The sequence below is a fragment of the Nonomuraea insulae genome, assembly GCF_042656245.1.
This window is the reverse complement of sequence record NZ_JBHSPA010000066.1, coordinates 24,925-36,712: the sequence shown is the minus strand read 5'-3', so window position 1 is coordinate 36,712 and position 11,788 is coordinate 24,925. Positions and strand designations below refer to the sequence as shown.

Below are 11,788 nucleotides of genomic sequence, written 5' to 3'. Positions count from 1 at the left end.
CCGGGAACCGGCTCGCGGTGTGGTGTCTAACTCTTCCACCACGGCGGCTTGCGGGGATAGCCCCCGTCGTCCAGCCCGGCGAGCCGCTCGAAAACGTTGTACGAAGCCTGATGGCCGCAGACGATCACCGAGACGAGCATGGCCACCACATAGAACGGCAACATCGGCAGCCCGACGCACCAGGCCCACTGCGTGGCGTGCCGGCCTTCGTGCAGGATGAGCTGCTCATCCAGCCCGTCTCTCCTGGTCAGGACCACATTTCCCACCGTGAAGGCCCCCGCGATGGGGAACCGGTAGCGGTAGCCGAAGGCCAGGATGAGCCCGTTGGGACCGGGCTGCCTGGCCGCGCGGCCGACGACAGCGATCAGCAGACCGAGCGGCGTGGAGAGATTGATGTAGTTCGCCGCCCGCCGGAACCGGAAGCGCCTGTCCATGCGTCTCAGTCTTGACCAATCTTGACAAGTCGGAATAATGATCCCCGTCCTGAAATCCTCCACAAGAGCAGGATTATGAGATTCTCCATCCTGGGCGCGCTGCTCGGCACCGTCGCACTGGCAGGAGCCGGCGGAGCTGCGATCACCCAGACGTCAGCGACCGAACCCCTACGAATCACTGACACCTCTCTCAACGCACGGGTGGCGTTAGCAGGCGACCCGTCCACGTCGCCTCCCCCCACGACCTCGACGCCCCCGACATCACCGACGACGTCACCGAGCCCGACCGAGACCCCCGCCCCGACGGAGAGCCCCACAACCGGGGAGTACACCGCCGAGGCGCAGGTGGTCAAGAGAAGAGGCGTTTCGTATCTGAACGTCTCCGTCACCTACGAGGGAGCGGCTCTCTTCAACGTCAAGCAGAGGGTGTGCAAGAAGCGTTCGTGCAAGACCGCGGATCTGGACTTCACCGTGGTCGGTGGCGAAGGAAGCGCGAGCAAGAGGCTGGGCTCGGGCACGTACAAGAAGCGAGGGCAGGCCGCGGTCACATTGGCGCCGCTGCCGACCGTCACGGTGAGAGAGACGGTCACGGTGACCGAGCCCGGTCCCACGGTCACCGTCACAGAGCCCGGCCCGACGGTCACGGAAACGTTCACCTGTCAGCCCACCGTCGAACCGACGGACACGCTCCCGCCGACCGACACCGTCTCTCCGACCGGCACTGTCACTCCGACGGACACCGTCGCTCCGACCGGCACCGTCACCGACACTCCGCCGCCGAGCGAGACCGTCACGCCGACGCCGACGGAAACCGCGACCGACACCCCGACAGAAACCCCGACCGCGATACCGACCGATTCTCCGACTGCCGGCGTGTCTCCCACGGACACCGCGACGGAGATTCCGACCTGTCCGCCGCCGTCCGAGCCTCCGACCGAACTTCCCACGGAGACCCCGGCGCCGACCGACACCACCGTCCCGACCGAGACGTCGACCACGACGGCCACACCGTCCGAATCGGTGAGCGCTCCCGCCCAGTAGGGCCGGCACACGGCAAATGATCGGGCCAGGCCACGTGCCTGGCCCGACTCATGCGCCGGCGGTCACGCCCTTCGGCATCCCAGCCCCCGTAGGGGGAGACGTCCCGCGGCTTCCCGGCGAGCGGTCAGAGGGACTTGTAGCGGCCCTCGTGGTAGATCAGCGGTGCCCCTTCGGCCGGAATGCCCAGCCCCGTCACCTCACCCACCACGATCGAATGATCCCCGCCATCGTGCACCGCCGTGGTGGCCACCTCCACCGTGGCGATCGAACCATCGAACAACGCCACCCCCGACTCCCCCCGGTGATGCTCCCACCTGGCGACCTGGCCGTTCAACGGCCGCCCCCGGTGGGCGAAGAAGCGCGAGGCGTCCTCCATGGAGGCGGGCAGCACCGACACCCCCCAGACGCCGGACTCCAGCACGGCGTCGTGGAAGCGGGCCACCTTCTCGGCGCAGAACAGCACGAGCAGGGGTTCGAGCGAGACGGAGGTGAAGGAATTGACGGTCATGGCGTGATCGACGTCGCCCAGCCTGGTCGTCACGATCGCGACTCCAGTGGCGAAGCGGCCGACGACCTTGCGATAGGTGCCCGGGTCCGCGTGCCGCTCTATGGAATGCACCTAGCCACTTTATGCCTTTACGTCGGATTCTTCGGAGTGTACCCACGCAACAGCCAAGATCCCCCTCCCGACGAGGGCGAAAGCAAATAGGCCGCTACAAGACCCACCAAGCCTCCGTACAGGTAGACGTACCCAGGAAGGCCCGAAGCGATCACCAGGTCGCCAGGTCCCAGTTGCAGCGTGAACGGCATTGTCACCAGCAGCCACCCGAGCGCCGCCGCCATGGCGCCGAGCCGTGCGCGCATGAGCTTGCCCGCCCCCACGCACACCACGAACAACGCCAGCACCCAGACGATCGCCGAGATCGGGACCGGGCCGAACCGCCATGTGGGATGCGTGAACCCGCCGACGATCCCCATGACGACCCCGAGGACGAACAGCATGCCGTACGCGGCCCCGCCCAGCGCCGACTCGGCCTGGCTGCGATGTTCCATGTCGAACGAGGTTAGTGGATGCCCGCGAAGAGATCGTTCTCGCGGTCGTGCGGCTCACCGAGGCCCCCGGCCTCGATGGGCGGACCGGGCACCGAGGGGCCGGGCACGCCGATGGCCAGCGTGTAGTGCTCGACGCCGAGCACCTCCTGGCCGATGTTGTTCGACAGGGCGTACCAGGGCGCCCGCACGCTGATCTGCGTCGCGTGCGCGCGCATGGCCTCCAGCTTGTTCCCGATCCAGGGGCGCGCGTCGATCTCGGTGGTGATGTCCTCGTCCTGGCTGCCGAACGGCATGTCGTCGACGTCCTCGGTGAGGAAGCCGGTCTCGGCCTCGCTCAGCGCCTCCGCCGCGCTCCTCATGACGGACCTGGCGACGGCCGTGTGGTAGAACTTCGCGATCTGCCAGGGTTCGCCCTCGCCGAAGCCGGGTTTCGCCGCCAGTTCGAACGCTCTGCGCGAAACTCGGTGGGCCTGGATGTGGTCGGGATGGCCGTAGAAGCCGTTGTCGTCGTACGTGACGAGCACCTGGGGGCGTACCTCGCGAATGACCTTGACCAGCTCTCCCGCCGCCTCGTCGAGGTCGGCGCTCCAGAAGGCCCTCGGGTGGTCGTTCGTGGCCACGCCCATCATGCCCGAGTCGCGCCAGCGGCCGGACTCGCCCAGGAAGCGGTGGTCCTCGACGCCGAGCGCCTGGCAGGCGGCGGCGAGCTCACCGATCCGGTACGGGCCCAGCGCGTCGTCCTGGTCGGCGGCCAGATGCGCGAGATCGCCGGGGATGATCTCCCCTTCCTCGCCCAGCGTGCAGGTCACCAGCGTGACGTGAGCCCCCTCGGCGACGTATTTGGCCATGGTCGCTCCGGTGCCGATCGACTCGTCGTCCGGGTGGGCGTGCACGAGCAGGAGCCGTCGATCAGTCATGCCCACGAGCGTAGCAATGGCAGGATTGAGGCCATGAGCGAGAGCTTCCCGCGCCTGTCTGCCAGGACCCGCCGGTTCACCCTCGGGGTGCCCAGAGGCTTCACGATCTCCCCGGACGGCGGCCGGGTGGTGTTCCTGCGGACGAAGTCGGGCACCGACCCGGTGACCTGTCTGTGGGAGCTCGACACAGAGACCCACGTCGAACGCCTGGTCGTCGATCCGCGGGCGCTCCGGGCCGACGAGGAGAACCTGCCGCCCGAGGAGCGGGCCAGGCGGGAGCGCAGCCGCGAGGCGGCGGGGGGCGTGGTCGCATACGCCGCCGACGCCACCCTGACCAGGGCCTGTTTCGCCCTGTCCGGCGGGCTGCACGTGGTCGACCTGGCGAGCGGGCACTGGCGCAGACTGGACACTCCAGGCGCGGTCATCGACCCCCGGCTGTCCCCCGACGGGCGTCATGTGGCTTATGTCACTGGTGGCGCCCTGCGCGTCCAGGACCTGGGCACGGGCGCGGACCGGCCGCTGGCCGAGCCGGAGTCGGAGACGGTGACCTACGGCTTGGCCGAGTTCATCGCCGCCGAGGAGATGGACCGGATGCGCGGCTACTGGTGGGCGCCGTCGAGCGACGCCCTGCTGGTCGAGCGCGCCGACGAGGCCCCCGTGCCCGTGTGGCACATCGCCGACCCGGCCAACCCCGACCGCACCCCCTCGGCCCAGCGCTATCCGGCCGCGGGCACGCCCAACGCGCTCACCGAGCTGTTCGTGCTGGGGCTCGACGGGTCGCGGGTCGCGGTCCCCTACGACGAGGAATACCTGACCACGGCTGCCTGGGACTCCCACGCGCTGTCGATCGTGACGCTGACCCGCGACCAGCGGACGATGCGGCTGTTCTCGGTCGATCCGGCGACGGGCGCGTCCACGCCGGTGCGCGAGGACACCGACCCGGCCTGGGTCGACATCGTCGGCGGCGTGCCCGCGCACCTCGACGACGGTTCGCTGGTGTGGGTGGCCAACGCGGAGGGCGGGCACCGGCTGTTCGTGGGCGACCGCGCGGTCACGCCGCCGACGTTGCAGGTGCGGGCCGTGCTCGACGTCGATCACGACAGCGTGCTGTTCAGCGCGAGCGGCGACCCGACCGAGATCCAGCTGTGGACGTGGGACGGGCATTCGCTGCTGCCCGTCTCGACCCGTTCCGGAGTGTTCTCAGGGCGGATGTCGGGCGGGGTCGGCGTGCTGACCGAGCAGAGCCTCGACGCCGAGGGCGTCTCCGTCACGGTCGTACGCCGTGACGGCATGGCGGTGCCGATCCCGTCCTTCGCCGAGCGCCCCGGCCTCGACCTGCGCGTCTCACTCGGCCGTTCCGGCCGGCGCGAACTGGCCACCGCCGTGGTGCTGCCCTCCTGGCACGAGCAGGGGTCCCGCAAACTGCCCGTGCTCATGGACCCGTACGGCGGGCCGCACGCACAGCGGGTGCTCAACCGGCGCGGCGCGTTCCTGGAGAGCCAGTGGTTCGCCGAGCAGGGCTTCGCCGTCATCGTCGCCGACGGCCGCGGCACGCCCGGCCGGGGCACGGAGTTCGAGCGGGCCGTGCTGGGCGACCTGGCCACCCCCGCCCTGGAGGACCAGATCGACGCGCTGCAGGGCGTGGCCGAGCAGTACCCCGACGACCTCGACCTGACGCGCGTGGCCATCCGCGGCTGGTCGTTCGGCGGCTTCCTGGCCGCGCTCGCGGTGCTCCGCCGCCCCGACGTCTTCCACGCGGCCGTCGCGGGCGCCCCGGTGACGGACTGGCGCCTGTACGACACGTGCTACACCGAGCGCTACCTGGGCCATCCGGCGGAGCAGCCGGAGGTCTACGAGAACTCCTCGCTGTTCGCCGACGCGGCCAAGCTCGAACGCCCGCTGCTGCTGATCCACGGCCTGGCTGACGACAACGTCGTGGCCGCCCACACCCTGCGCCTCTCCTCGGCCCTGCTCGCGGCCGGACGCCAGCACAACGTGCTGCCGTTGTCGGGGGTCACGCACATGACGCCGCAGGAGGTCGTGGCGGAGAACCTGCTGCTGCTCCAGGTGGACTTCCTGAAGAGGTCGCTGGGCTCCTGAGCCGGTTCCGGCACTCGACGACCACGGCCTGACACCTGCCCGCACGAGGCCGGGCCGGCACTTGTTGGCCGCGGCCTTACGCTTGCCTGCGTGACAATCCGCCCCAGAAGTCCCAAGGACAAGGACGCCTGCGTCGAGGCACTCGCCCAGGTCCAAGCCGCCGACCGGTATCCCGTGGACTGGCCGAACGATCCTTGGGGCTGGCTGAGCCCGGCGGATCTGAGGTCTGCCTGGGTCGCGATCGAGGCGGGGGTCGTGCTCGGGCATGTGGGCCTCACCCGGGACACGGAAATCGTCCGGCTGTTCGTGACTCCGGCGGCGCGTGGGCAGGGCCTGGCCGCCCAGCTTCTCAGCTCGGTGCGTACTGCGGCGGGCGAGCCACTGCGGCTGGACGTGTCGTCCGAGGGCACTGCGGCCATTTCGTTGTACGAGCGGTGCGGATGGCGCAGGGTTGGCAGCAGCCGAGCCGACTGGATCAACGCGGCCGGTGAGCCCGCCCTGGTGCACCACTACGTCAGCCCATAAGCGCCAGCGCAACCCCACACCGTACGCACCACCACCCTCCAACGCACCCGCTCCCCGCGGCCACCCCCAGAGCGCCCGGCCCTCATCACCACCCCAGAGCACCCGCTCCCCACCACTCCAGCACGCCCGCTCCCACCACACCCACCCCCCACCACGCCCAACACGCCTGGCCCTCATCGCCCCAGAGCACCCCCACACCGCCACACCCCAGCACGCCCACTCCCACCACCAACCCAGAGCGCCCGGCCCTCATCACCACCCCGGAGCGCCCACTTCGCACGGCCACCCCCAACGCGCCCGGCTCTCCTCACCACCCCACTGCGTCAGGGGGCCGAGGTCCCTATCACCAACCCACGGTCTGACAACCCCTGGTCCGACCCCCACCCCCGAAAACCAAACCCTGGTCCGACGCGATCCCGCCACCCACTCCGGCATCGTGAACGCCATGCTGAAGCCCCTCGCCCTCACCCTCCTCATCACACTCCTGCACCCCCCGGCCGCATCCGCGCAGACACCCGGTTTGTCGAAGGCCACGGCTTCCAGCGCCACCCTGGACTGGCAACCGTGCCCCAACGACAAGATCGGTATGGAGTGCGCCGACCTCCCGGTCCCGGCCGACTGGCAGAAACCCGCCGGCCGCAAGATCACCTTGAAGATGGGCCGCCTGAAAGCCACCGGCACGCCGGAGGGCTCGGTCCTGGTGGCCTACGGCGGCCCGGGCGGTCCCGGCATCGCCCTGACCCAGTCCGTCCCCGACTGGTGGACCAAGCTGCGCCAACGCATGGACGTCATCACGTGGGACACCCGCGGCTACGGCAAAGAGCAGTTCCAGGGCCTCAGCACGGGCCTGCAGTGCTCCTGGACCCGCGTCCCCATCGCCGACACCCCCAAGAACGACGCCGACCTCGGCCGCCTGTCCGACACCAACCGCGGTTACGCCGAGGCCTGCCGCCTCAAGGACCCGGAGCTGTTCGCCAACATGAGCTCGGCCGACCAGGCCAGAGACATGGAGGCGATCAGGAAGGCCCTGGGCGGCGACAAGCTCAACTACTACGGCGCCTCCTACGCGGGCCTCTACGGTCAGGCCTACGCCCGCCTCTTCCCCGACCACGTCCGCACGATGGTCCTGGACGGCACGCTCAACCACAGCACCGCCAACTGGCAACACGAACTGGAGGAAACGGCCACATCCAACGAGCAGTCCCTGCGCCGCTTCTTCACCTGGTGTGCTTCCAACGACTGCAAGGACGTACCGGCCCTCTGGCGCACACTGATCACCCGAGCCGACCGCACCCCGATCCCCACCAAAACCGACAATGTCGCCTACAAGACCCGCGACCTTCAGGCCTTCGCCCTCGCCTTCGCCCGGCAGGGCGAAACGGTCTGGCCCAAGCTGGCCGAAGCGATCCGCAAGGCAAGCAAGGGTGATGCCTCCGACTTCGTCCCGGCCAGAGGCTCCCGCTACCCCGACCAGGCCACCGGCGTAACGGAATGCACCGACTGGCCCCGCTTCGCCAGTCGCAAGGAGATGACCGCCACCATCGCCCGCCTGCGCAAGGTCGCCCCCAACACCGGCACCGCCAACACCCTCGCCTCAGCCACCCTCAACTGCATCGGCTGGCCCGTGCCGGTCACCAACCCACCCGCCGCCCTCCCCAAGAACCTGCCCCCCATGCTCGGAGCAGGCGCATGGGTCGAGTCAGAGGCGGTGGAACGCACCCTGTCCCAGGTGCCGGGCAGCGCCACCATCCACCACAACGGCCCCGGACACACCCTCTACGGCGCCAACCCCTGCGCCCGCGACCACATCAACCGCTACTTCACAGACGGCACCCTGCCCCCGCAAAAGACCCAATGCTGACCGAGCCCACGCCAACATCCCACCACCGTCCACGAACAAGCCCGCCTCATGACCAGCCCGCCTCATGACCAGCCCACCCCGCGACCAGCCCTTCCCGTGGCCAGCCCTCCCGTAACCAACCCGCCTCATGACCAGCCCGCACCGTAACCAGCCCAGACCCGCCGCACGGGGCAGCACGACGAGGAGATCACCACGGCCCGGGTCGGCGATCACATCATCGACCTCGTCGGCAAGACGATCTCAGGAGAGCCCCGTGACCAACCCGCCCCGTGGCAAGCCCATCCCGTGGCAAGCCCATCCCGTGACCAACCCGCCTCCTGACCAACCCGTCCCCGTGACAAGCCCATCCCGTGGCAAGCCCATCCCGGGGAGCTGTGAGTCAGGAGGGAGTGGTGGTGGGGGTGCCGTGCCAGCTGCTCCAAAGGGCAGCGTACGAGCCCCCTTCCTCCACCAGCTCCTCGTGCGGCCCCAACTCCGTGATGCGCCCGTCCTCCACCACAGCCACCCGGTCGGCATCGTGCGCCGTATAGAGCCGGTGGGCGATGGCGATCACCGTGCGGCCTTCGAGGACGGCGGCCAGCGAGCGTTCCAGGTGGCGGGCGGCCCGGGGGTCGATAAGGGAGGTGGCCTCGTCCAGCACCAGGGTGTGGGGGTCGGCGAGCACCAGGCGGGCGAGGGCGAGCTGCTGGGCCTGCGCGGGCGAGACGGCGATCCCGCCCGACCCCACCTCGGCCTCAAGGCCCGAGGGCAGTCCCAGCACCCAGTCCAGCGCGTCCACCGCCTCAAGGGCCTTCAGTACGGCCTGGTCCGAGGCGTCGGGGCGGGCGATCAGCAGGTTGTCCCGTACGGAGCCCTTGAACACGTGGTGTTCCTGGGTGACGAGCGCGACGTGGCCTCGCAGGTCGTCCAGGGGCAGGTCGACCAGGGGCACTCCGCCCACGGCCACCGACCCCGTACGCGGGCCGTGGATCCCGGCCAGCAGCCGCCCCAGCGTGGACTTGCCGGCGCCGGAGGGACCCACCATGGCCAGCCGCTCGCCGGGCTGGATAGTCAGCGACACGCCGTGCAGCACGTCCCGTCCCGGGCGGTAGGCGTAGCGGACGTCCGACGCCTCCAGCAGTTCGCCGGAGGGCCGGGCGGGAGTGGCCTCCCGGTCGTCCGGTACGTTCGCCACCCCCAGCAGCCGAGCCATCGAGGCCGCGCCCACCTGCAGCTCGTCGGTCCACATCAGGAACCGGTCGAGCGGGTCGATGAGCTGCTGGGCATACAGCGTGGCGGTGGCCACCTGGGCGAGCGTCACCCAGTCGCTTGTGTAGAAGAGCCCGCCGACCAGCAGCGCCGCGACCACCGGGATCACGTAGCCCAGCTCGACGGCGGGATACCACCTGGTGCGCAGGCCCAGCGTGTACCGTTCGGCCGCGTAGGACCGGCGGATGTCCTCGTCCGTACGCACCCGTCGCCGCTCCCGCAGCCCGAGCGCTTCCACGGCCCTGGCGCCCTCGACGGTCTCGGCCAGCCCTTCGGTCACGTCGGCGTAGGCGGCGTTCTCGCGGAGGTAGCCGTCCCGCGCCCGCCGCAGGTACCAACGGGTGGAGATGTAGATCACCGGGCCCGCCGCCAGCATCGGCAGCATGAGCAAGGGGCTGACCAGCAGCATCGCGCCGATGGTGATCACGAACGTGACCATGGCGATCAACGTCTCGGGCACGGCGTGGCGTACGGTGCGCGAGAGCGCGTCCACGTCGCGGGAGGTCCGGGTGATGAGGTCACCGGACCCGGCGCGTTCGACGGTGGACAGCGGCAGCCCGAGCACCCGGTCCACGAATTCCTCGCGCAGCTCGGCCAGCACCTTCTCACCGAGCTTCGCCGAGGCCAGCACTGCGTACCGCATGAGGAGGCCCTGCAGCAGCAGGAACGCTCCGATGGCGGCGGCCACGACGGTGACGTTGACCTCGGCGCCGTACTGGAGGTTCTGTACGAGGTCGCCGAGCTGCCACGGCACGACCAGCCCGGCGACGGCGGCCAGGCCGTGCAGGAGCAGGGTGAAGGCGAGCTGGCGCGGATACTTCAGCGTGAGCCGCCTGGCGTAGGCACGCACCTGTTTCCGGTCGGCGACCGGCAGGATCTCGCGGGCCATCAGTCCTCACCTCGGGTCACGGTTGCGGCGTATTCGGGCGAGCTGTCCAGCAACTGGCGATGCGTCCCCTCGGCCAGCACCCGACCGCCCTCCACATAGATCACATGCTCGGCCCGATCCAGAACCAGCGGGCTGGTCGTGCAGATCAGGGTGGTACGGCCGGGGCGGGCCTTGGTCAGGCGGTCGGCGATGCGGGCCTCGCTGTGGGCGTCCACGGCGCTGGTCGGCTCGACCAGGATGAGGACCTCCGGGTCGGCCAGCAGCGCCCTGGCCAGGCGCAACCGCTGCTGCTGCCCACCGGAGAACTCCCGCCCCGCCTCGGCCACCTGGGCGTCGAGCCCCTCGGGCAGGGCGTCGACGATGTCGGTGGCGCAGGCCACGTGCAGGGCCTCGCGTACCTGCCGGCCGGTGGCCCCGCCGCGCACGTCCAGCTCGTCCCGCAGCCGTCCGTTGAACAGCCGGGCGCCGTTGTCGGCGACCAGGATCCGGGAGCGGACCTGGTCCACGGGCAGCGTACACAGCTCGACCGCGCCGAACGTGACATCGCCGTCGGCGTAGCGGCCGAGCCGGTCGGCGATGGCGATGGCGTCCTCGGGCGCGTTGGCGGCGACGGCGGTGAGGGAGCCGGGTTGGAGCGTTACACCGCTGTACGAGTCGCGCAGCACCCCACCCTCACTGCTCCCCGTGCCGCCGGTGACCTCGGGCTGGATGGCCAGGATCCGGATCACCCGCCCGGCCGCCACGTGCCCCTTGGTGAGCCTGTCGGCGGCCTCGGTGAGCGTGCGCATGGGCCCGATGAGGAACACGGCGTACAGGTAGAAGGCGACAAGTTGCCCCGTGGGGATCTCCCCGGCGACGGCGAAGGAGGCGCCGATGCCGGTGACGATGGCGATGAGCAGCCCGGGCAGGACGATCTGCGCGCCTTCGAGCACCGACTCGACCCCGGCGACACGCACCCCGGCATGGCGTACGCGCTGCGACTCCTCGCGGTAACGCTCGGCGAACACCTGCTCCCCGCCGATCCCCCGCAGCACCCGCAGGCCGGCCACGATGTCGGCGGCCCTGGTGGACAACTGACCGGTCAGCTCCCGCTGCGCGCCCTGACGCCTGTGCATCGGGCGCAGTAGCGGCCCGACGGCGGCGGCCATGAGCGGCACCCCGAACAACACCAGCAGGCCCAGCGGCAACGAGGTCGAGATGAGGATCACGGTGACGGTGACGATGGCCACGATCGAGCCGGTGGCGCGCAGCAGGATGTCCATGGAGCCGCCGATGTGCGCGATGTCGGAGTTGCCGACGCTGATGACCTCTCCGGTGGAGAGCCGCTTCGGCAGTGTGGCCCCGAGGCGGGCCGCCTGCCGGGAGGTGAGCTGCACGGTACGGTACGCGGCGGCCAGCCAGTTGTAGACGGCCATCCGGTGCCGCATGATCCCGGTGAACGCCTGCACCAGCCCGAGCCCGAACAGGATCGCCGACCACAGCAGCAGGGCCCGGGTGTCCTTGGCGGTGACGGCCTCGATGCCCTTACCGAGCACGGCCGGCATCAGCGCCTGCACCAGCCACCACAGAGTGGCGAAGCCGATGCCCGCGAGCAGGGATGACGCCTGGCGCCGCGCGTTCCACCACAGATAGCGGAACGGGCTGCGGATATCGGGCACGCCAGGATCGGCCTCAGGAAGGGAGCGCATAGCCTGACAACATTGACAAGGCACCCCCTGGC

Annotated in this window: 10 protein-coding genes; 4 read left to right on the top strand and 6 right to left on the bottom strand. The window is 70.1% G+C overall.

The genetic code is table 11. The features are described 5' to 3' along the window. Positions 1-26: 26 nt before the first annotated feature. Positions 27-434: a hypothetical protein gene (locus ACFPZ3_RS47860; RefSeq protein WP_379521085.1), complete on the bottom strand. Its 408-nt coding sequence runs from the start codon at positions 432-434 to the stop codon at positions 27-29. A 21-nt stretch (positions 435-455) separates the two neighbouring features. On the opposite strand from ACFPZ3_RS47860, the gene ACFPZ3_RS47855 reads away from it, so the two are divergent. Continuing rightward, positions 456-1,475, top strand: a complete 1,020-nt coding sequence (locus ACFPZ3_RS47855) for a hypothetical protein (protein WP_379521084.1) — start codon at positions 456-458, stop codon at positions 1,473-1,475. 124 nt (positions 1,476-1,599) lie between these two features. Here ACFPZ3_RS47855 and ACFPZ3_RS47850 read toward each other — a convergent pair whose 3' ends face one another. The 3 genes from ACFPZ3_RS47850 to mshB are packed head-to-tail and all read right to left on the bottom strand — an operon-like array spanning position 1,600 to position 3,445. Further along, a complete protein-coding gene (locus tag ACFPZ3_RS47850) occupies positions 1,600-2,094 on the bottom strand; it encodes a flavin reductase family protein (RefSeq protein ID WP_379521083.1) in 495 nt (164 codons plus the stop codon). Between the two features lie 17 nt (positions 2,095-2,111). Further along, complete coding sequence (locus ACFPZ3_RS47845; protein WP_379521082.1) at positions 2,112-2,528, bottom strand: DUF6113 family protein; 417 nt, start codon at positions 2,526-2,528, stop codon at positions 2,112-2,114. Positions 2,529-2,539: 11 nt separating this feature from the next. Then, positions 2,540-3,445 carry an N-acetyl-1-D-myo-inositol-2-amino-2-deoxy-alpha-D-glucopyranoside deacetylase gene (gene mshB, locus ACFPZ3_RS47840; RefSeq protein ID WP_379521081.1) on the bottom strand — a complete coding sequence of 302 codons (906 nt, stop codon included), beginning with the start codon at positions 3,443-3,445 and terminating at the stop codon, positions 2,540-2,542. 33 nt (positions 3,446-3,478) lie between these two features. Between mshB and ACFPZ3_RS47835 the strand changes: the two genes are divergently transcribed. From ACFPZ3_RS47835 to ACFPZ3_RS47825, 3 genes are all read left to right on the top strand, one after another. Next, positions 3,479-5,545 (top strand): S9 family peptidase, encoded by a 2,067-nt coding sequence (locus tag ACFPZ3_RS47835; protein WP_379521080.1) that lies wholly within the window; start codon positions 3,479-3,481, stop codon positions 5,543-5,545. Between the two features lie 90 nt (positions 5,546-5,635). Further along, entirely contained in the window at positions 5,636-6,070 is a 435-nt protein-coding gene (locus ACFPZ3_RS47830) for a GNAT family N-acetyltransferase (protein WP_379521079.1), read from the top strand. Between the two features lie 445 nt (positions 6,071-6,515). Next, positions 6,516-7,931 carry an alpha/beta fold hydrolase gene (locus tag ACFPZ3_RS47825; RefSeq protein ID WP_379521078.1) on the top strand — a complete coding sequence of 472 codons (1,416 nt, stop codon included), beginning with the start codon at positions 6,516-6,518 and terminating at the stop codon, positions 7,929-7,931. Between the two features lie 379 nt (positions 7,932-8,310). Here the strand turns inward: ACFPZ3_RS47825 and ACFPZ3_RS47820 are convergent, their stop codons facing one another. Together ACFPZ3_RS47820 and ACFPZ3_RS47815 are read right to left on the bottom strand one after the other, a co-directional pair. Further along, positions 8,311-10,068 carry an ABC transporter ATP-binding protein gene (locus ACFPZ3_RS47820; protein WP_379521077.1) on the bottom strand — a complete coding sequence of 586 codons (1,758 nt, stop codon included), beginning with the start codon at positions 10,066-10,068 and terminating at the stop codon, positions 8,311-8,313. Continuing rightward, positions 10,068-11,756 (bottom strand): ABC transporter transmembrane domain-containing protein, encoded by a 1,689-nt coding sequence (locus tag ACFPZ3_RS47815; protein WP_379521076.1) that lies wholly within the window; start codon positions 11,754-11,756, stop codon positions 10,068-10,070. The genes ACFPZ3_RS47820 and ACFPZ3_RS47815 overlap by 1 nt, the downstream gene beginning before the upstream one ends. Positions 11,757-11,788 lie beyond the last annotated feature (32 nt).

What these genes read in the sequence shown, in the direction of transcription:
- ACFPZ3_RS47860 (WP_379521085.1), bottom strand. Translation starts at nt 434, where the DNA reads ATGGACAGGCGCTTCCGGTTCCGGCGGGCGGCGAACTACATCAATCTC.
- ACFPZ3_RS47845 (WP_379521082.1), bottom strand. Translation starts at nt 2,528, where the DNA reads ATGGAACATCGCAGCCAGGCCGAGTCGGCGCTGGGCGGGGCCGCGTAC.
- mshB (WP_379521081.1), bottom strand. Translation starts at nt 3,445, where the DNA reads ATGACTGATCGACGGCTCCTGCTCGTGCACGCCCACCCGGACGACGAG.
- ACFPZ3_RS47835 (WP_379521080.1), top strand. Translation starts at nt 3,479, where the DNA reads ATGAGCGAGAGCTTCCCGCGCCTGTCTGCCAGGACCCGCCGGTTCACC.
- ACFPZ3_RS47825 (WP_379521078.1), top strand. Translation starts at nt 6,516, where the DNA reads ATGCTGAAGCCCCTCGCCCTCACCCTCCTCATCACACTCCTGCACCCC.
- ACFPZ3_RS47820 (WP_379521077.1), bottom strand. Translation starts at nt 10,068, where the DNA reads ATGGCCCGCGAGATCCTGCCGGTCGCCGACCGGAAACAGGTGCGTGCC.
- ACFPZ3_RS47815 (WP_379521076.1), bottom strand. Translation starts at nt 11,756, where the DNA reads ATGCGCTCCCTTCCTGAGGCCGATCCTGGCGTGCCCGATATCCGCAGC.